Source organism: Paraburkholderia sediminicola (genome assembly GCF_046026675.1).
Taxonomy (GTDB): Bacteria; Pseudomonadota; Gammaproteobacteria; order Burkholderiales; family Burkholderiaceae; genus Paraburkholderia; species Paraburkholderia sediminicola_F.
The window spans coordinates 2,491,415-2,511,335 of sequence record NZ_JAQQEY010000002.1; the positions used below are offsets into that span (position 1 = coordinate 2,491,415).

Below are 19,921 nucleotides of genomic sequence, written 5' to 3' on the forward strand. Positions count from 1 at the left end.
TCATCACGCTGAATGCAAAAATGGCCGGGATATCCCGGCCATTTTTTTGTCTCACGCGGCGGCGCCCACCTGGGCGCCGCTCACGCATCGCTTAGCTGCGCGTGATCTCGCCATCACGACGACGCCACAGGTCCAGCGGGTTGGCGTCGGTCAACGCTTCCGGCAGCAGATCGGCCGGGAAATCCTGATAGCACACCGGACGCAGGAAGCGTTCGATCGACGTCGTCCCCACTGACGTCGCCCGGCTGTCGGACGTGGCCGGGTACGGGCCGCCGTGCACCATCGCGTGCGAAACCTCGACGCCGGTCGGGAAACCGTTGACCAGAATCCGGCCGGCCTTGCGCTCGAGAATCGGCACCAGCTTCTTCGCCGCCGCCAGATCGGCGCTATCCATTTGTACCGTGGCGGTCAACTGACCGGCGAAGTGTTCGGCAACGGCGAGCAACTCCTGCTCGTCCTTGCAGCGTACGATGGTCGACGCGGGCCCGAAAACCTCGTCCTCCAGTGCCGGCGTGGACAGGAAGGTCAGCGCGTCGGTCACGAACAAGGCCGCGCAAGCCTGCGTCGGTCCGGTCGCGTCAATGCCACGGGCAACCGCCTCGACGCCGCGTGTCGCCGCCAGCTTGTCTTCGCCCTCTTCATAGGCCGCATGAATGCCGGCGGTCAGCATGGTCTGCGCCGGCTTGCCGCTCAGCGCCTCGGAGGCCGTTGCGACGAAGCCTTTGAGTGCGTCGCTATCGATGGCGATCGCGAGCCCCGGGTTGGTACAGAACTGCCCCGCGCCGAGCACCAGCGAATCGACGAAGCCACGCGCGATGGCCGCACCGCGTTGCGACAGCGCATTCGACAGAAGGAACACCGGGTTGATGCTGCTCATTTCCGCGTAGACCGGAATCGGCTCGGCCCGGGAGGCCGCAACGCGCATCAGCGACGTACCGCCTGCGCGCGAACCCGTGAAGCCCACCGCCTTGATCGCCGGATGCGCGACCAGCGCTTCACCGACTGAATTGCCTGCGCCGACGATCATCGAGAACACGCCTTCAGGCAGGTCCATGTCCTGCGCGACTTGCTGAATCACACGACCGACCATTTCGGAAGTGCCCAGATGAGCGCGATGCGCCTTCACCACCACCGGGCAGCCCGCAGCGAGCGCCGCAGCGGTATCGCCGCCCGCCACCGAAAACGCGAGCGGGAAGTTGCTGGCGCCGAACACGGCGACCGGGCCCAGCGGAATCTTTTGCATCCGCAGGTCGGAACGCGGCAGCGGCTTGCGCTCGGGCAACGGCGAATCGAGCGTGGCGGCGAGCCATTGGCCGCCGCGTACTACCTGCGCGAACAGTTTGAGCTGGCCAGTCGTACGACCGCGCTCGCCTTCGAGGCGCGCCTTCGGCAGGCCGGACTCTTCGTGCGCGCGCTGGATCAGCGCGTCGCCGAGCGCCGTGATGCCGTCCGCGATACGCTCGAGAAACTCGGCGCGCACCGTGAGCGGCAGATGCCGGTACGGGTCGAACGCTTTCTGCGCGAGTTCACAGGCAAGCTCGACATTCACGACCGAGCCGCTGCCGAACACCGGCTCGGCGATGTCGGATCCCGTGGCGGGATTGAACGCGCGCAAGGGTTTTTCCTCGCCGCGCACTGCTTTGCGGCCAATCAGCATTTCGCCGGTAATAGACATTTCGCTTTCCTTGGATGGACATCTCAGATATAGGTCATCCTACAACATTGAGCGACCCATATGCAACCTGAAACCCTTGCTCCGCGAGGAATTCGGGTTTACGTGGCCGTTACAACCAGTCGGGCCGATGCTAATCTTCATTAAGATGTACGACGACCTATAACATTTCATTCAGTAAACGTCGGAGCTTGACCGCTTATCTGCCAGCTTACCTGCCCGCTCAATTGCAGCTCGAGGAGACACCCATGACAGCCGCCACGCCTTACCAGCCTTTACCCAATAGCTTTCGCCGCGCGGTCTGCGGCGGCGAAACCCTGATTGGCTGCTGGGCTTCGCTTGCCAGCCCGATTGCCACGGAGCTGCTTGGCATTGTCGGCTTCGACTGGATGCTGCTGGATGCCGAGCACGCGCCGAACGACGTTCTGACGCTGATCCCCCAGTTGATGGCGCTCAAGGACAGCCCGAGCGCGCCTGTGGTTCGGCCGCCGGCCAACGACAGCGTGTTCATCAAACGGCTCCTCGATAGCGGCTTCTCGAATTTTCTGGTGCCTTTCGTCGACACCGCCGAAGACGCAGTGCGTGCTGTCGCCGCGACGCGTTACCCGCCTCAGGGTATCCGCGGCGTCTCGGTGAGCCAACGGGGCAATCGCTATGCGACCGTTGCCAACTACTTCGATATCGCCAACGACAACGTCTGCGTCATCGTTCAGATCGAAAGCCGCAAGGCGGTCGATAATATCGACGAGATCCTCGCCGTGGACGGCGTCGATGCCGTTTTCGTCGGACCGTCCGATCTCGCTGCTGCCCATGGCCACATCGGCAACCCGAACCATCCCGACGTGCAACAGGCCATAGCGCGCGTTTTCGAGCGCGCACAGGCCGCCGGCAAGCCGAGCGGCATCCTCGCGCCCGTGCAGGCCGACGCGGAGCGCTATATCTCGATGGGCTGCCGCGTCATCGCGGTCTGTGCCGATATGGGGCTGCTGAAAGCCGCCGCGCAGACAGTTCAAAAACACTTCATGCAGAAACAGGCGGACCGGAAGTAAGGACGGCCGCCATGACATCTCCGGAGATTTCCATGCAAAAAGCAGGCTTTATCGGACTCGGCATCATGGGCAAGCCCATGGCCGCCAACCTTCTCAAGAACGGCGTCGCGCTTGCTGCGTTTACGCGCAGCGGCGTACCCGACGATCTCATCCAGGCCGGAGCCGTTGCGTGCGACAGCCCAGCCGCCGTGGCCGCGCATGCCGATGTGATCTTCGTCATGGTGCCAGATACGCCGGACGTCGAACGCGTGCTGTTTGGCGAACACGGCCTCGCCGAGGCCTTGCGTCCAGGACAGACGGTGGTCGACATGAGCTCGATTTCGCCGATGGCCACCCGCGACTTCGCCGCCCGCGTGCGTGAGCGCGGCGCGGACTATATGGACGCACCGGTTTCAGGTGGCGAGGTCGGCGCCAAGGCCGGTTCGCTGACCATCATGGTGGGCGGCGAACCGGCAACCTTCGATAGCGTCAAGCCGCTCTTCGACATGATGGGCAAGAACGTCACGCTGATCGGCGCAGTTGGCGCGGGCCAGGTGTGCAAGGTGGCCAATCAGGTGATCGTCGCCGCGACGATCGAGGCCGTCGGCGAAGCACTGCTGCTTGCCTCCAAAGCCGGCGTCGATCCGGCGCGCGTACGCGAAGCACTGATGGGCGGCTTTGCGTCCTCGCGCATTCTCGAAGTGCACGGTGAACGGATGACGAAGCGCACCTTCGACCCGGGCTTCCGGATCGAGCTCCATCAGAAGGATCTGAATCTCGCGCTCTCGACGGCCCAGGCGCTCGGCGTCTCCTTGCCGAACACGGCCACCTGCCAGCAGCTCTTCAACGCCTGCGTGGCGCATGGCGGCAAGGCATGGGATCACTCCGCCATGGTGCGCGCGCTCGAAATACTCGCCAATCACGAGATCGGCCAGAAGTCCGCCTAAACCTGCAAGCCCGCAAGCCCGATCCGCAGCGCCGTTTCCGCTTGCTCTATGCAAATAGAGAAGATGGAACGGCGCACGTCGCGTTAGGCATCCTCGCGAATCTTCACAGCAACCTAATCACACTCATCAATAAAGTTTTATTACAAATATTAAGTATAACTTACGACCATGCAAATGGGTTCGATATTCGCCGCCGATTCAAGCGACGGATTGAAGAGGCATGGCTCATCGAAAACTGACGATCACTTACAACGCCCGCAAAGGGCAAGGAGACATCCGTGGCATCCAAAGATAAAAACAACGGCAAACCGGCGACATCGAGAATCCGCAGCCAGGACGAACCAAACTCACCTAAACGCAGAGCGTTTATCGTGCTCGCAGGAACTTCCGCAGGCGCAACCCTGCTGGGCGGACTATCCGCCTGCGGCGGTAGCAGCGGCTCTTTAAGCTCCACGACGCCCGTGTCGACTACACCAACCGTGGCGACGGACCCAATCTGGGGACCAACCGGCCAGGCAACGGCGATCATCAACAAGCTTGCGGGCATCACCACGTCGACGTTCCCCGCGGTTGATTTCCAGGTGACGGGCTACGGCGCACGGACGCTGCCGGCATCCGCCTTGATCCAGGCAAGCGCCTGGCCCGGTGGCGCGATTTCATGGGTGACGGGTTCGCAGGCGGCGACGTCGCCGCAAAGCCCCGGCTCGAACATAATGGTGCCGTGGGATATGACGGACACGGCCTATGATTCGTGCGCCGCGTTCAATACCGCGATTCAGGCCGCGCATGCGGTGGGCGGCGGCCGCGTCGTGGTGCCTGCGGGCAACTGGTATTGCGGCGGCCCGATCGTTCTCCTGAGCAACGTGAATTTCCATTTGAGCTCCGGTTGCACCATCTATTTCAGCCCGAACCCGGCTGACTACGCGAAGAACGGCCCGTACCCCACTGCAAACGGCAATCTGTACTGGACGCGCTGGCAGGCGAACGACTGCCTGAACTTCGGCTCGCCGATCTATGCGTACCAGCAGAACAACATCGCGCTGACCGCCGACGACAACACATGTGTTCTGAACGGTCAGGCGATGACACCAATGCAGTTGAGCACCAGGCCGCCAACGTCGTGCTGGTGGACGTTCAAGGGCACGAGTAGCGCGTACGGTTACGTGAAACCGGCTTCGGGAGGAGTACCGGTTTCGCAAGCCGACGCGAACACGGGCACCACCTCCTACCCGGCCAACGCCGGCACCTACCCGGCCAGCACGGCCCTGACGAGTCTGCCCGCGGCCCAGGTCACGAATCCGCAGGCCAACGTGTCGTTTACGAATCAGGATGGCACGACAACGACGCTGATGAATCTGCTCACGGTTTCGGGCTGGAATCAGGACCAGAACTATCTGCCCGCGCTGTCGGAACTCGGCGTGCCGGTCGTGAATCGCGTCTTCGGCCTCGGTCACTTTCTGCGTCCATGCATGGTCGAATTCATCGGCTGCACCAACGTGCTGCTGCAGAATTACCACACGCAGAACACGCCGTTCTGGCAGCACCATCCGACCGATTGCACGAACGTGGTGATCGACGGCGTGTTTGCCGACAGCATCGGCCCGAACAACGACGGCTTCGACCCGGATGCGTGTAACACCGTCCTCGTGCAGAACGTTCAGTTCAATACCGGCGACGACTGCATCGCGATCAAGTCCGGCAAGTGCCTCGACACGGAATACGGCCCGATGCAGAACATCGTGGTCCAGAACTGCACCATGCAGAGCGGCCACGGCGGCCTCACGATCGGCAGCGAAATGAGCGCGGGCGTGGAAAACGTCTACGCACGCAATCTGACGATGCAGAACGAGAACTGGGCGACCAATCCGCTGAATATCGCGCTTCGCTTCAAAACCAACATGAATCGCGGCGGATTCATCAACAACGTGTGGATCAATGGCGTGACGCTGCCCAATGGCGTGAATCTGGCGGGAAAATACGGCGGCGGCGCGCTGGGCTCGAGCGTTCCGGGTTCGGTCGCCGGTACGGGCACGGTCGGTCTCGCGGCAAACCCGTCTACCGGCCAGGGTGGGCTGATCACGTTCGACTGCGACTACAGCCCCTCGGGCGATGCGGTGCGCTGGAACCCGGCGACGATCAACAACGTCAACATCTCGAACGTGAACGCGACCAACGTGTCGGGTACGGTGAGTTACGCGATGCCTACGGGCTTTTCTGCGACATCGGCTTCGTGCTTCCAGGCGATCGTCGCGCAGGGTCCGGTGGCCGCGGATTACAACGGTCCGCTACCCGTGCCGACGGTGCAGCCGATTACCGGCGTGACGATCTCGAACTGCAACCTCGGAACGCCGATCTGTGTGGGGCCCGCAACGACGACCACGCCAGGGCCGGTCTTTGTGAGCAATGTGAAAGCCATCACGCTCAGCAATGTGGTGATCGGTGGCGTCACGTATAACAGTTCGCTGGTAGGTTAACGGGCAAACGGTCGCCGGCGTGCGTCATGCTGGAGACCTCGCGACGGTCGTCGCTCGGCGTTACGTGTTAAGCGCGATGCAAAACAAATGGCGGCGCCCTCGGGAGCCGCCATTTTCACTACCCGGCGCCATTCGCGGCCCGGTCCTAACCGTGACTCACTTGGCCGCTACACTCGCCGCCACCCAACGCAGGTCGATTGTCTTATCACCACTTCGGGCCAGCAGGCACACCACAGCAGCCGCGATAATGTCGAACACCGCCAGCACCACAAACAACGGACTGTAGCCGATCTGCGTGACCAGCACGCCGAACAGCGCGGTGAACGCCGCCGCGCCCAGGTAGCCTGCCATGCCGCCCATACCCGTGGCGGTAGCGACTTCGTTCTTGCCGAACATGTCGGAGGTAATCGCGTACAACGCACCCGACAGGGTCTGGTGAGCAAAGCCGCCGACGCACAGCAGCGCGACGGCCGCATAAGGACTCGCCACCAGCCCGACGCAAGCCGGCCCGATCATGCAGAGCGCGCCAACAACGAACACCATCTTGCGCGACGTAAACAGCGAGACCTTCGCGTACTTATGAAACAGCGGGCTGAGATAGCCGCCGAGCACGCAGCCGATATCCGCCGCCAGAAAAGGCATCCACGCGTACAGCGCGACTTCCTTCAGGTTCATGTGCCGCTCGGTCATCATGTACAGCGGAATCCACGCGTTGAAGGTCTGCCAGGCCGGCTCGGAAAGAATCCGGGGAATGCCGATTGCCCAGAAATCGCGGCTGCCGAGCATGGAAGCCCAACTGCGTTTCACCGCGCCGGCGTCGCTGTGCTTTGCCTCCTGCCCGCTGAGGATGTAATCGCGCTCGGTGTCGCTTAAGAGCTTCTGTTTCTGCGGGTGCTTGTACAGCAGCATCCACAGCGCGCTCCAGACAATCCCGGCCACGCCGACGATCAGGAAAGCCCATTGCCATTGCCCGTGCAACAGCGCCCAAACGACCAGCGGCGGCGCAAGCAGCGCACCAACGGACGAGCCGATATTGAACCAGCCGATCGCAACAGAACGCTCCTTGGCCGGAAACCACTCGCTCGTCGCCTTGACGCCGGCCGGGATGCCCGCCGCCTCGGCGATACCGAGCACGCCGCGGAAGAACGCCAGGCTGCGCCAGCCCGTCGACCATGCCGCCGCAGCACAGGCCAGCGACCAGGCCAGCGCGAACGCCGCGAAGCCGATCTTGGTGCCGACGGTGTCGAGCACATAGCCCGCGACCGGCTGCATGAATGCATAGCAAAGTTGCCACGCCACCACGACATGCGAATACTGCGCGGTGGTGATGTTGAGGTCCTTCATCAGCGTCGGCGCCGCCACCGACAGCGTATTGCGCGCAAGGTAATTGATAATGAGCCCGGCCGCGACCAGGCTGACCATCCACCAGCGGATGCCCTTGATTTTCATGACTGCGTCTCCTCGTATTCCTTAACCAATCAGGACGGCTGGCCCGCGGTGTCGTTGCCCGTGGTGTCGTCGCGCGAGTAATCGATGCCGACGAAGCTGCCGCCCTGGTAACGCTGACCCAAGGCATCGAGCGGATTAGGCCGAGCCAGGATTTCCCCGGCGTAGGCTTCGGCGTCCTGGGTCGGTTGATAACCGAGGCGCTCGGCGCCGCTGTTGTCCCACCAGCTACGTGTGTTGGCTGACACGCCCCACACGGTGATGAACCCGATGTCCTCCGCCTCGACACAGCGGTCGAGGAAATGCAGCAGGTCGCGATGACCGAACCAGGTGCTCAGGTGGCGCGGCTCGGTGGGCCGTTCGAGGCAACTGCCGATGCGCACGCAAATACTCTCGATGCCGTGCTTGTCCCAATACATTCTTGCCAGCGCTTCGCCCCACACTTTGCTTAAGCCGTAGAAACCGTCCGGACGCAGCGCGCAGTCGAGACTGAGATGCTCGGTGACCGGATACATGCCGATCGCGTGGTTCGAGCTGGCAAACACCACGCGCCGAACGCCTTGCCGGCGTGCGCCTTCGTACACCTCGACCAGCGCGCGCAGATTGTTGTCGATGATTTCGGGCAGCGGACGTTCCACACTCGTGCCGGCGAAGTGAATCAGCACGTCGACACCCTTCAGCAGGCGATCCACGACGGCGGGGTCGCGCAGGTCGCCGTGCATCACGTCTTCGCCTTCCACCAACGGCACGAGGGGCTTCGAACCCGCCGCCGAACGCAAGGGGATGCCGCGACCGACCAACGCCGTCCGCACTACCGAGCCGAGCTGGCCGCCGGCTCCACTCAGGGCAATCTTCTTCATAAGAATCCTTTACAGCGCCGCGCGCGATTAGAGCCGGAGGACGGCAAGCAGTCGAGCCGTGGCAGCAACGGGCCGGAACCAGCTCCTAGTTGTACGATAACGTACTATCTTCGATTCTTAGATTGATTTCAACCAGGCATTTACCCGCATAAGCGCAAGCCGTCTAGTGATTTGTCTTTTGCAAACAAACACATACACCAGACACTATTTATGTGACGTCGTATAACTCGATGCGTAGATTAATGCCCGTCATACGTCATCCAGCGCAAGCGGCCAGTTGGCGCAATGGACACCGACTCTCGAGCGCGCGTTGTCGAGCGCGCGTAGACTTGACGCGCATGTGCGCGATCGAACTGCGGCGCTCCGCGGCGAAGTCACCCTTTCCACCCCGTTCTCTTTTCGACGCAGCGCCATCCCATGCCATTTGCCAACCGTTCCGTGCTTTCCGTTGCCGTGCCGGCCGAATCCGGCGTGGCCCGCATATACGATGCCCCGGACCTCGCAGACGCGTACGCCGTCCGCTTGCCGGACGACACAATCGACGACCCGGAATTGCTCGCGCGCTTTATGTTCGCCCATCAGGCGGGATGGATAGCGAAACTGCTGGGGCTGCGTGATGCGTTAGTCGCCCGTTTCGGGCTCAAGACGTCGAAGCAGTTGCGCATGGCGAATCCACCCGGCTCAAGGGATCGGGTCGACATCTTCCGAATCTACACGCGCAGCGCACACGAGATCATTCTCGGCGAGAACGACAGTCATCTCGACTTCCGGCTTTCGGTATTGCAGCAAACGCGCGATACGCGCGAGGGCAGCGCGCGCTATCTGATCCTGTCCACGGTCGTGCACTGTCACAACGGGCTTGGGCGTTTTTATATCCTCGCCATCGCTCCGTTCCACCGGTTGGTGGTTCGCTCGACGTTGCGCCGAGCGGCGCGCATCGGCTGGCCGACTGCCTGAGCGGCGGCCGTCGTATGCGGGTACGGGTGCGGCCCGCGCGGGACAATCGCCCTGCGCCAGCCGCACTTGCTACGTCAGCGCATTACGAGCTGATGAACTCCAGTAGATCGGCATTCACCTTGTCCGCTTCCACCGTGCACATGCCGTGCTGGCCGCCCGGGTAGACCTTGAGCGTGGCGTTCTTCACGATTTTCGCGGTCTTGCGGCCTGCGGCATCGATCGGCACGATCTGGTCGTCGTCACCATGCAATACCAGAGTCGGCACGTCGATCTTCTTCAGGTCTTCCGTGTAGTCGACTTCGGAGAACTGTTTGATGCAGTCGTACAAGCCCTTGATCGATCCGACCATGCCTTGTGCCCAGAACGAATCGATCACGCCTTGTGACACCTTGGCGTTCGGACGGTTATAGCCGTAAAACGGCAGCGCCAGATCCTTGAAAAACTGCGAACGATCCGCCTCGACACCCTTGCGGATGCCGTCGAACACGTCGATCGGCGTGCCCTCGGGATTGCCCTCTGTCTTGAGCATCAACGGCGGCACCGCGCCGATCAGCACAGCCTTCGCCACACGTTTCGTACCGTGGCGGCCGATGTAGTGCGCGACCTCCCCGCCGCCGGTCGAATGGCCGACCACCGTGGCGTCCTGCAGGTCGAGATGTTCGATCAGCGCGGCGAGATCGTCGGCATAAGTATCCATGTCGTTGCCGTCCCACGTCTGCGCCGAACGGCCATGGCTGCGCCGGTCGTGCGCGATCACGCGAAACCCTTTGCTACCGAGGAACAGCATCTGCGCGTCCCAGGCGTCCGCGGACAACGGCCAGCCGTGCGAAAAAACAACCGGGCGCCCTTTGCCCCAATCCTTGTAGAAAATTTCCGTACCGTCTTTCGTGGTGATCGTGCTCATCTGTCGACTCCTTTGGATGAAGTCTGCCGTCGCCGGCAGGTGGATGGAGCGTGCCGCTCAAACCGGTCGGGCAGCACAAGCCGTGCCGCCCAACGAAAACCGTTAACAGCGAATGCAGGACGAACTCGACGCGCGTGAGTGGAGCATGCGAGGGAAACGACCAGTCAATGCACGATGAGACACTTGCTCCAGCATGACACGGTCTGCAACGCATTTTGATGACGGGCGCACGAAGAACCGGTCGGTTCACGTGGTGTTCGAAATGACTATCAGGAATGAAACAGGATGGCGATGCGGCGCTCATCCATTTCGGGCATGTGATGACGCTGAAGAAGCCGCCGGTTCGCTGCTTGCATGGTAGAAGCAAACTGGCCTGTTGGCTAGCTAAAGGGTTAATAAAAAGTCGGCGCGAACGGCGTTATTGTCGGATGGTGGCGAGTGACCCTTGAGTGGCCCTTGCGTCGCTACTCCGATTCAGTCAACCCTTGAGAAAGGAGATCTCCGCTGTGCCGCGCCCAATATCGCGTCCCGCACGAATCAACTCTCCCGAACACCTGGTTGCGCCAACGCCGTTGTAGCCGTTCATCGCGGTCCTGCTTTCGCCCTCTTCCTGTCGTTCGATTTCCTGCCAGGCAATGCTCCCAATTTTTGCTGACTTGCGTCGGGACAGCACTCGCCTTCTATCGACACGTTGCGCAGGTACGCGGCCGCGTGTGGCAAGCAGTTGTTTATCTCGATCGCGTAGCCGGCGTACCCGTGATGTTGAGTCGTCGCGGAGGCAATTCTTGCGGAGGTGATCTTTCGCAACGTTGGGTCACAACCGCGGATCACAGCCTTGAGTCACAGCCTTCAATCGCAGCGCTGAAACTTCGCGAGACTGAAACTTGCGTCCACGCGTCGTTTATTCCTGCGGCTCCTGCTGTTCCTGCGCTTCGATCGCCTGCTTTACGCGCATCAATTCGATCGCATGGGCCTTCTGATCTTTCTGAATGCGCTCCGTCGGCCCCACAACCGAAAGACCGTACAGGTCCCCGCCAATCGTCACTGCCACCGCGATCGCCGACAACTCCGGCGCGCTCTCACCGAGATTGGCACTCCAGCCCTTAGCCTTCGCAACCGCTGCTTGCGCGACGAGCGCGGGAAGATCGGCAACGGTCGCACCGGTGAAGTGTTCGAACGACAGTTGCACCCCGAGTGATTGCTGCGCGGCGGCGTCGAGTTCACCGAAAATTGCCTTGCCGATCGAGTTCGCGTGCAAGGGCCGCAACTCGCCGGGCGCACGCGTGTAGCGAATGGCCTTGGTCGATTCGACCACGTCGAGATACACCACGGCCGTGCCGTGAATCTTGCCAAGCACGGCCGTCTCGCCACTCGCGTCGCGTAATTCGACGAGTCGCGGATGGACCATCTCCACAATCGGGTCGACCGCGTTGATGGCGCTGGCGAGTAATTGCAGGCGACGCGTTGGATAGTAGCCACCGCGCTTTCTGACCTCGTACAGATAGCCTCGGCTCACCAGCGTGCGAGCGAGCGCAAGACAGCTCGACACTGGCACGTTCAGCAAACGCGCGAGTTCAGTGAGCGGCAGCGGCCGTTGCTCGGCGGCGAACAATTCGAACAGGTCTAGCGTGCGGGCAACGAGTTTGACATCCATGGCGATGAAGAGAAACGCTCAGTACGACTTCGGCAGGCCCAGCACTTTCTCCGCGATGAAACACATGATCATCTGCGGGCTCACGGGTGCGAGCCTCGGAATCATACACTCCCGCAGATAGCGTTCGACGTGATATTCCTTCGCGTAGCCCATCCCGCCGAGCGTGGCGATCGCCGTCTGGCACGACTGGAACGCGGCTTCCGCAGCGAGGTACTTGGCCGCGTTGGCTTCGGCGCCGCAGGGCTGGCCGGCGTCGTAGAGCGAAGCGGCTTTGAACACCATCAGGTTGGCCGCTTCGAGCTGCATCCACGCCTGGGCGAGTGGATGCTGAATCGCCTGGTTCTGGCCGATCGGCCGGCCAAATACCACGCGCTCCTTCGCATACTGCGTTGCGCGTTTCAACGCCACCTGACCGAGACCGATGGCTTCAGCGGCGATCAGGATGCGCTCGGGATTCAGGCCGTGCAGCAGATAGCGAAAGCCCGCGCCTTCGTCGCCGATGCGATCCTCGACCGGTACGCGCAGATTGTCGATGAACAGCATGTTCGAATCGACCGCCTTGCGGCCCATCTTTTCGATCTCGCGCACTTCCACCCGCTCGCGGTCGAGGTCGGTGTAGAACAGCGTGAGACCGTCGGTCGGCTTGGCGACCTGCTCGAGCGGCGTGGTGCGCGCAATGATCAGCATCTTGCTTGCGACCTGGGCCGTGGAGATCCAGATCTTGCGTCCCGTCAGCACGTAGTGGTCGCGGTCGCGCACGGCCTGGGTCTTCAGATGCGTGGTGTCGAGCCCGGCGTCCGGTTCGGTCACCGCGAAGCAGGCCTTGTCGCGCCCTTCGATCAGCGGCGGCAAAAAACGGCGCTTCTGTTCTTCGTTGCCGAACACCTGTACCGGGTTCAGCCCGAAGATGTTCATATGCACCGCCGAGGCTCCCGACAAGCCCGCGCCCGAGCCACTGATCGTGCGCATCATGAGCGCGGCCTCGGTCATGCCGAGACCCGAGCCGCCGTATTCCGGCGACATCGCGATACCGAGCCAGCCGGCATCGGCCAGCGTGCGGTGGAAATCGTGTGGAAAACCACCGTCGCGATCGCGGGCCAGCCAATACTCGTCGTCGTATTTTTCACAAAGCTTTTCGATCGCGGCCTGGATCGATTGCTGGTCTTCGGTGAGATCGAAATTCATGTCAAGGTCCTGGGTTACCGCGCCTCGCCAAACACATGCAAAGCGCACTCAAAGCGGAAACACGCCGACCAGCACCGCGGTCAACACCATGATGATCGTGGCGGCGAAGAGAAAGGGAATCGTGAATTTCTGATGCTCGGCGAGTTCGACGCCGGTCAGGCCAACGATCAGAAACGTCGCGGGCGTGAGCGGGCTGACCGGAAAACCGGTCGTCATCTGACCGAGCAAGGCGGCCTGTGCCATCTGCACCGGCGGCACGCCGAGAATCTTCCCGCTCTCGGCCAGCACCGGCAGAATGCCGAAGTAAAACGAATCGGGATCGAACAGCAGACTCAAAGGCATCGAGACGAGCCCGAGCGCGAACGGCATATGGCGCGCGTGTTCGACCGGCACGTGCTGCACCACCACCTGCGCCATCGCCGTGAGCATGCCGGTGCCGGACATGATGCCGGTGAACGCGCCCGCGGCAAGCAGCACGCTTGCCATCATCAGCGCGGCTTTGGCGTGCGCGTCGATTCGCTCGCGTTGATGTTTGACGTCGGGATAGTTAATGATCAACGCGGCAACCGTGCCGAGCATGAACATCACCATCGGATCGACGATGCCCGACACCAGCGTGACCAGTACGACCAGCGTCAAGGCAAGGTTGATCCAGAAGCGGCCGGGGCGGCGCAGCGCCTGTTCTTCCGGCGTGAGTTCGCGCGTCATCGCGGCGACCGCTGCAGCACTCGCGCGATCGAGACCGAGGCGCTTCTCTTCGCGCTTGCCGAGCACGTACGCGGTGCCGAACACAAAAATCAGACCGACGATCTGCACCGGAATCATCGGATAGAAAATCACCGTGCCCGGAATGTGCAAGGCCGCCGAGGCCCGCAGCATCGGCCCCACCCACGGCAGAAAATTGACACCCGCCGCCATCGATGCCACGCACGCGAGAATCCGCTTGTCGATGCCAAGGCGCGTGTAGAGCGGCAGCATCGCGGGCAACGTGACAAGGAACGTCACCGCACCGGAACCGTCGAGGTGAATCAGCAGCGCGAGCAAAGCCGAGCCCATCACAATGCGCGTCGGATGGCAGCCGACCACGCGCAATACGCCGTTGATGATCGGATCGAGCATGCCCGCATCCGTCAGGATGCCGAAGAACAGAATGGCGAACACGAACATGCCGGCCACCGGCCCGATGTTCTGCACGCCGTGCACGATGTACTTGCCCGTCGAAAGCCCGAAGCCGGCAACGAGCGCCGCCACGATCGGCACGATGATCAGCGCGACCAGCGGCGAAAGGCGCTTCGTGATGATCAGCCCAAACAACGCGACGATGGCGACCGTGCCGATCAGCGCGAGCATTGTGCGACTCCGTGCGTGCTGGACGTCCATTCAACGAGCCCCATGAAACGGGACGTAAAACCCGACGGCGCGCGTCGTCCTGCGCGGTTCGTGCACATGCTGTCTCCTTGGCGACACGCGGCCGCTCCTGGTTATATCGACGAGATTTATCGAGGCGAAGCGAAAACGTCAGTCGTCCGCGGGCCGCTTGCCGAAGACCTGTTCGGCGTGCTCGTTGAGTGCAGGCGGTGTGCTGCGGTAACTGGCCGGCGTGCGGCTCAGCTTGATCGGCGACGCAATGCCCTTGTACGTGCCGATCTCCACGCGCATACCGCGATGCGCCGTATGCGGATGTTCCAGCGCCGCACCCAGACCGAGCACCGGCGCACACGGCACGCCACGCCTGATAAGCGTGTCGGCGAGCAACTCGCCCTCCCATAACGCAAAGTGCTTCTCGAGTTCTGCACGCAATTCACGGCGATGCGCGCTACGCTCCTTGTTACTGGCAAAACGCGGATCGTCGACGAGCGGCTGCGCATCAATCACGGCGCACAGTCCCGCGAACTGCGCGTTATTGCCCACCGCCAGGAAAATATCGACGCTGCCCGTATGGAACATGTCGTACGGCGTGATGTTCGGATGCGCATTGCCGCTGCGTTGCGGTTCCTTGCCTGAGTAGAACCAGTTTGGCGTATGCGGATGCAGGATTGACAGCGCACTGTCGAACAACGTCGATTCGACGAACTGACCACGCCCGCTCGACTCGCGTTCACGCAGCGCCATCAGAACGCCAAGCGCCGCGTTCAACCCGGTGACCAGATCGACAATCGGCACGCCGATGCGCAACGGCGCACCGCCCGCCTCACCGTTCACGCTCATCAAACCGGTCAGCGCCTGCACGGCAGCGTCGTAGCCGGGCAATGCGCCGAGCGGCCCGTCCGCGCCGAAACCGGACACGCGGCAATGTACGAGGCGCGGAAAACGCGCCTGCAACGTGTCGTAGCCGAGGCCCCAACGCTCCAGGGTGCCGATCTTGAAGTTTTCGACGAGCACGTCCGCCGTGTCGAGCAGCGCCAGCAGTTTCTGACGGTCCGGCGCCTGCGTCAGATCGAGCGACACGCCGAGCTTGTTGCGATTCACGCCAACGAAGTACGACGCCGTGTCACCGTCAAACGGCGGACCCCACGTGCGCGTTTCGTCGCCATTCGGCGGTTCGACCTTGATCACCTCGGCGCCGTGATCGGCGAGGATTTGCGTGCAATACGGGCCGCCGAGCACGCGTGACAAATCGACGATGCGGAGCCCCGCGAGCGAACCGGGCGTGAGATTGAGCAAGGCTTGTCTCCTGATTGAGCGATGGCGGACCACGGCCGTTAATTCCTATGCATGAATAAAACTTTATGCCCAGGAAATATCGAAGTCAAGCAGGTTGCGGGGAAACACCAGGCCAACGCAATCAGTTGCGAAGGCGTCTGGCGGCATTGTTGCAGCGCGGTCTATTGCCGCAGTTCCGCGCAGACCACGAGAGACGCACGCGAGGACGTACTAAGGAAAACTTGATACCTATCAAGGCTTTGCCGTCTCAAAAACGAAAATACGCGCAAAACAACGCGGTTTTTTGACGCACGTCGCATTGCAGCAAAAGTTTCACCCATCCCCTACTCTTGCGCCATCTGCCCAGCGCAGTGCGCACCGACAACGGTCGACGCGCGTAGCCGCCTCCTGGCATGACGCACCTAAAGCACTTCACGCTCATGAACTCCGCAATTTCGGCCTTCGATCTCGCCCGCATTCAGTTTGCGTTCACCGTTTCGTTTCACATTGTCTTTCCGGCGCTCAGCATCGGCCTCGCCAGTTTCATCGCTGTCCTCGAATGGCGCTGGCTGAAAACCGGCAAGGCGTACTACAAAGATCTTTGCCTGTTCTGGTCGAAGATCTTCGCAGTCGCCTTCGGCATGGGCGTCGTGTCCGGCGTCGTGATGAGCTATCAGTTCGGCACCAACTGGTCGGGCTTCTCCAGTTTCGCCGGGCCCATCACCGGACCTCTTCTCATGTACGAGGTCATGACCGCGTTCTTCCTCGAAGCGGGCTTCCTCGGCATCATGCTGTTCGGCTGGCAGCGCGTGAGTCCGCGCGCCCACTTCGGCGCCACGCTGATGGTGGCGATCGGCACGCTGATCTCGACCTTCTGGATTCTCGCGTCCAATAGCTGGATGCAAACGCCGCAAGGCTTTGAAGTTGTCGACGGCCATGTCGTGCCGCTCGACTGGTTCAAGATCATTTTCAATCCTTCGTTCCCGTACCGGCTTGCGCATATGGCACTGGCGGCGTTCATCGTCGCGGGGCTGGTGGTGTCGGCGGTAGGCGCGTGGCATCTGCTGCGCGGTCGACGCGATCCGGCGGTCAAGAAGATGTTCTCGATGGCGCTCTGGCTGCTCCTGATCCTCACGCCGATCCAGGCATTCGTCGGCGATCAGCATGGTTTGAACACGCGCAAATATCAGCCGGCCAAGATCGCGGCGATCGAAGGTCTGTGGGAAACCGAGAAAGGCGGCACCGCGCTGAATCTCTTCGGCATTCCGGATATGCAAGCGGAGACCACGCGCTATGCCGTATCGATTCCGCGCCTTGGCAGCCTGATCCTCACGCATAGCTGGGATGGCGAAATTCGCGGCCTGAAGGAATTCCCGCCGCAAGACCGGCCGAACTCGACGGTGGTGTTCTGGAGCTTCCGCATCATGGCCGGACTCGGCGTGCTGATGATCCTGATGTCGCTGGCCGCATGGGTGCTGCGTCGTCGCGAACGTCTGTTCGAAGCGAAGTGGTTCCAGCGCGTCGCCGTGGCCATGGGCCCGACCGGCTTCATCACATTGCTGGCCGGTTGGGTCACCACTGAAGCCGGCCGTCAGCCGTGGGTGGTGTATGGCGTCATGCGCACCTCGCAGGCGGTGTCGCCGCTCACCACGCAGCAGGTCGGCATCTCGCTGATGGCCTTCGTGGTCGTCTACTTCCTCGTGTTCGGCACCGGCATCTACTACATGCTCAAGCTGATGCGCTCGGGTCCGGCACTGCCGGGACAAACACCACATGGCGTGCCTGAGCACATGCCGAATCAGACCGCGCGCCGCCCGCTGTCCGCCGCCGATCACATGATCGACGCCGCCTAACCTCACTGCTTTACTTCCCGCAAGCGAGAAAGAAAATGGACGTAACCGTAGCGTGGGCCGCGATCATCGCGCTGGGCCTATTCATGTATGTGGTGCTGGACGGCTTCGATCTCGGCATCGGCATCGTCTTCCCGTTCTTCCCCGATGAGAAAGAGCGCGACCTGATGATGAACACCGTCGCGCCCGTGTGGGACGGCAACGAAACCTGGCTGGTACTTGGCGGCGCCGCGCTGTTCGCGGTGTTTCCGGTGGTCTACTCAACCGTGCTGTCGGCGCTGTATCTGCCGCTGATCTTCATGCTCGTATGCCTGATTTTCCGCGGCGTGTCGTTCGAGATTCGCGCCAAGGCCAAGCGCACCAAACATCTATGGGACCTGGCGTTCATCGGCGGCTCGGCGGGCGCAACCTTCTTTCAGGGCATCGTGCTGGGCGCGTTCCTGCAAGGCATTCCGGTGATTGACGGCGGCTATGCGGGCGACGCCTTCGGCTGGCTCACGCCGTTCAGTCTGCTAACGGGCCTCGGCCTGGTGATCACCTACGCGTTGCTCGGCTGCTGCTGGCTGGTCGCGAAAACCGAAGGCGATCTGCAACGCCGCCTGCATCGCGTAGTGTGGCCGCTAACGCTCGTGCTGCTCGGGTTCATCGCAATGGTTAGCCTGTGGACGCCGCTGCAAGATCCGAATATCGCGCAACGCTGGTTCCACGATAACCTGTTCTATCGCCTGCTGCCGGTACCGTTCCTCGTGGCGATCTGCGCGTTCTTCATGCATCGTGCGGTGCGTGCGCGGCATCACAACACGCCGTTCGTGCTGGCGCTCCTGCTGGTGCTGCTCGGTTATGCCGGGCTGCTGGTGAGCTTGTGGCCGTACGCGATTCCGTCGAGCATGACGCTCTGGGAAGCCGCTGCGCCGCGCTCGAGCCAGATGTTCACGCTAGTCGGCGCAGCAGTGATTCTGCCGGTCATCATCGCTTATACGACGATGGGTTATTGGGTATTTCGCGGCAAGGTGCGTCATGGCGACCAACATCACTATCATTAAGGACGCGGGCGACAGCACCGCACGCGGCACGTCTCAATCGCCGGAGCGCCGGCTGCCCGGCTGGCTGTGGTTCGTCGCGCTATGGTGCTTTGGCGTAGCCTCGGCGATGTCGCTCGGCTTCGCGTTCAAGCTTCTGATGAATGCGACGTTATTTGCAGTCAAATGAATCATGTGCTTGCGTGATTTCATCTGGTGCGCATAACCTGCGGATTCCCGCGTGGACGGCTTCAAAAATTGCGCCGTGCGGCTCGTCTTCGTAACAAGCCGGAACCTATGCGCGGGAGACCTACCTTACACATAATGCTGGTGCATCGGACCAGCCGGCGATTATATAAATAGATGTTCATTCGTGCGGCAAACCGGAAGGCGCGCCGCACCACCGATCGGCATATGATCGCGGGGTAGCCGGCAATGACGCGAATCGAGAATAGAAGTAAAACGGGAAATAGAGCCAGAAGCACGGCGGTGGCAGTCCACAACGCGCAGTCCCGACTCGCGGAGACATCATGAAGTTTCTTGTGGCCGACGACCATGAACTGATCCGGCAAGGCGTCAAAGGACTATTGCGTGGGCTCGATCCCGACGCGCAATTCGACGAAGCCGATAGCTGGGAATCCCTCGCCGCCGCCGCGCGGCCCGACGCCGACCACGACCTCGCCATCGTCGACCTGCATATGCCGGGCATGACCGGCGCTTCGTCGCTTGAAGTGCTGTTGAAGGCGAACCCGGCGTTACCGGTCGTCGTGCTCTCAGCCGAAGAGTCGCCCGACGAGATGCGCGCGGTGCTGGCCGCCGGCGCGCTCGGCTTCGTGCCCAAGCGGCAACCCGCCAGCGTCATGCTCAAAGCGATTGAGCTGGTGTTGTCGGGCGGCGCCTATGTGCCGATGGAGGCGCTTAGCCTGCTGGGCTCGCGTGAGACGCAAGCCGCACCCGCGCGTGTCGAGCTTGTCGCCCATGACGCCGCGCACGCCCCGACTCAGGGCGGCACCGCGCTCACGGAACCGATCACACAAATCCAGGCGCTGCAGCCGCACCAGCAACATCTGCTGGAGAACCTGTCGCCGCGACAACAGGACATCATGCGGCTGGTGCATCGCGGCTGGACCAACAAGATGATCGCGCGTGAGCTGGGCGTCGCGGAAGGGACGGTCAAGGTGCATCTGTCGGTCATCTTCCGGGCGCTTGGCGTACACAACCGGTCCACGGCGATCGCCGTGATCAACGGCTGGCTTGAGGCGGGGAAAACCCTGTAACAACG

The 19,921-nt window shown here is 62.0% G+C and carries 16 protein-coding genes; 8 read left to right on the forward strand and 8 right to left on the reverse strand.

Annotated features, from left to right (window positions below):
• Positions 1-91 precede the first annotated feature (91 nt).
• Positions 92-1,675 carry an aldehyde dehydrogenase (NADP(+)) gene (locus PQQ86_RS30850; RefSeq protein WP_408275715.1) on the reverse strand — a complete coding sequence of 528 codons (1,584 nt, stop codon included), beginning with the start codon at positions 1,673-1,675 and terminating at the stop codon, positions 92-94.
• A gap of 245 nt (positions 1,676-1,920) precedes the next feature.
• On the opposite strand from PQQ86_RS30850, the gene garL reads away from it, so the two are divergent.
• The 3 genes from garL to PQQ86_RS30865 all read left to right on the forward strand — a co-directional run bounded on the left by garL (position 1,921) and on the right by PQQ86_RS30865 (position 6,121).
• Positions 1,921-2,721 carry a 2-dehydro-3-deoxyglucarate aldolase gene (gene garL, locus PQQ86_RS30855; protein WP_408275718.1) on the forward strand — a complete coding sequence of 267 codons (801 nt, stop codon included), beginning with the start codon at positions 1,921-1,923 and terminating at the stop codon, positions 2,719-2,721.
• An 11-nt stretch (positions 2,722-2,732) separates the two neighbouring features.
• The gene (locus PQQ86_RS30860; protein ID WP_408275720.1) at positions 2,733-3,647 is read left to right on the forward strand and encodes a 2-hydroxy-3-oxopropionate reductase; all 915 of its coding nucleotides are present in this window, start codon (positions 2,733-2,735) and stop codon (positions 3,645-3,647) included.
• Between the two features lie 278 nt (positions 3,648-3,925).
• Positions 3,926-6,121 carry a glycoside hydrolase family 28 protein gene (locus PQQ86_RS30865; protein ID WP_408275722.1) on the forward strand — a complete coding sequence of 732 codons (2,196 nt, stop codon included), beginning with the start codon at positions 3,926-3,928 and terminating at the stop codon, positions 6,119-6,121.
• A 156-nt stretch (positions 6,122-6,277) separates the two neighbouring features.
• On the opposite strand, the gene PQQ86_RS30870 is transcribed toward PQQ86_RS30865, so the two are convergent.
• Together PQQ86_RS30870 and PQQ86_RS30875 are read right to left on the reverse strand one after the other, a co-directional pair.
• The gene (locus PQQ86_RS30870) at positions 6,278-7,570 is read right to left on the reverse strand and encodes an MFS transporter (protein WP_408275726.1); all 1,293 of its coding nucleotides are present in this window, start codon (positions 7,568-7,570) and stop codon (positions 6,278-6,280) included.
• 29 nt (positions 7,571-7,599) lie between these two features.
• Entirely contained in the window at positions 7,600-8,427 is an 828-nt protein-coding gene (locus tag PQQ86_RS30875) for an NAD-dependent epimerase/dehydratase family protein (RefSeq protein ID WP_408275729.1), read from the reverse strand.
• 417 nt (positions 8,428-8,844) lie between these two features.
• Between PQQ86_RS30875 and PQQ86_RS30880 the strand changes: the two genes are divergently transcribed.
• Positions 8,845-9,384 carry a DUF2867 domain-containing protein gene (locus PQQ86_RS30880; protein WP_408275732.1) on the forward strand — a complete coding sequence of 180 codons (540 nt, stop codon included), beginning with the start codon at positions 8,845-8,847 and terminating at the stop codon, positions 9,382-9,384.
• Positions 9,385-9,466: 82 nt separating this feature from the next.
• Here the strand turns inward: PQQ86_RS30880 and PQQ86_RS30885 are convergent, their stop codons facing one another.
• From PQQ86_RS30885 to PQQ86_RS30905, 5 genes are all read right to left on the reverse strand, one after another.
• Positions 9,467-10,288: an alpha/beta fold hydrolase gene (locus tag PQQ86_RS30885; protein ID WP_408275735.1), complete on the reverse strand. Its 822-nt coding sequence runs from the start codon at positions 10,286-10,288 to the stop codon at positions 9,467-9,469.
• A 901-nt stretch (positions 10,289-11,189) separates the two neighbouring features.
• Entirely contained in the window at positions 11,190-11,942 is a 753-nt protein-coding gene (locus tag PQQ86_RS30890) for an IclR family transcriptional regulator (protein ID WP_408275738.1), read from the reverse strand.
• 18 nt (positions 11,943-11,960) lie between these two features.
• Positions 11,961-13,127 carry an acyl-CoA dehydrogenase family protein gene (locus tag PQQ86_RS30895; protein ID WP_408275741.1) on the reverse strand — a complete coding sequence of 389 codons (1,167 nt, stop codon included), beginning with the start codon at positions 13,125-13,127 and terminating at the stop codon, positions 11,961-11,963.
• A gap of 48 nt (positions 13,128-13,175) precedes the next feature.
• The gene (locus PQQ86_RS30900; protein WP_408275743.1) at positions 13,176-14,477 is read right to left on the reverse strand and encodes a CitMHS family transporter; all 1,302 of its coding nucleotides are present in this window, start codon (positions 14,475-14,477) and stop codon (positions 13,176-13,178) included.
• A 168-nt stretch (positions 14,478-14,645) separates the two neighbouring features.
• Entirely contained in the window at positions 14,646-15,791 is a 1,146-nt protein-coding gene (locus PQQ86_RS30905; protein ID WP_408275746.1) for a CaiB/BaiF CoA transferase family protein, read from the reverse strand.
• A 419-nt stretch (positions 15,792-16,210) separates the two neighbouring features.
• On the opposite strand from PQQ86_RS30905, the gene PQQ86_RS30910 reads away from it, so the two are divergent.
• From PQQ86_RS30910 to PQQ86_RS30925, 4 genes are all read left to right on the forward strand, one after another.
• Entirely contained in the window at positions 16,211-17,623 is a 1,413-nt protein-coding gene (locus PQQ86_RS30910; protein ID WP_408275749.1) for a cytochrome ubiquinol oxidase subunit I, read from the forward strand.
• A 35-nt stretch (positions 17,624-17,658) separates the two neighbouring features.
• The gene (gene cydB, locus PQQ86_RS30915) at positions 17,659-18,663 is read left to right on the forward strand and encodes a cytochrome d ubiquinol oxidase subunit II (RefSeq protein ID WP_097396922.1); all 1,005 of its coding nucleotides are present in this window, start codon (positions 17,659-17,661) and stop codon (positions 18,661-18,663) included.
• Entirely contained in the window at positions 18,638-18,829 is a 192-nt protein-coding gene (locus PQQ86_RS30920; protein ID WP_408275753.1) for a hypothetical protein, read from the forward strand. The genes cydB and PQQ86_RS30920 overlap by 26 nt, the downstream gene beginning before the upstream one ends.
• Before the next feature lie 340 nt (positions 18,830-19,169).
• Complete coding sequence (locus PQQ86_RS30925; protein WP_408275756.1) at positions 19,170-19,916, forward strand: response regulator transcription factor; 747 nt, start codon at positions 19,170-19,172, stop codon at positions 19,914-19,916.
• The last annotated feature ends 5 nt before the right edge of the window (positions 19,917-19,921 follow it).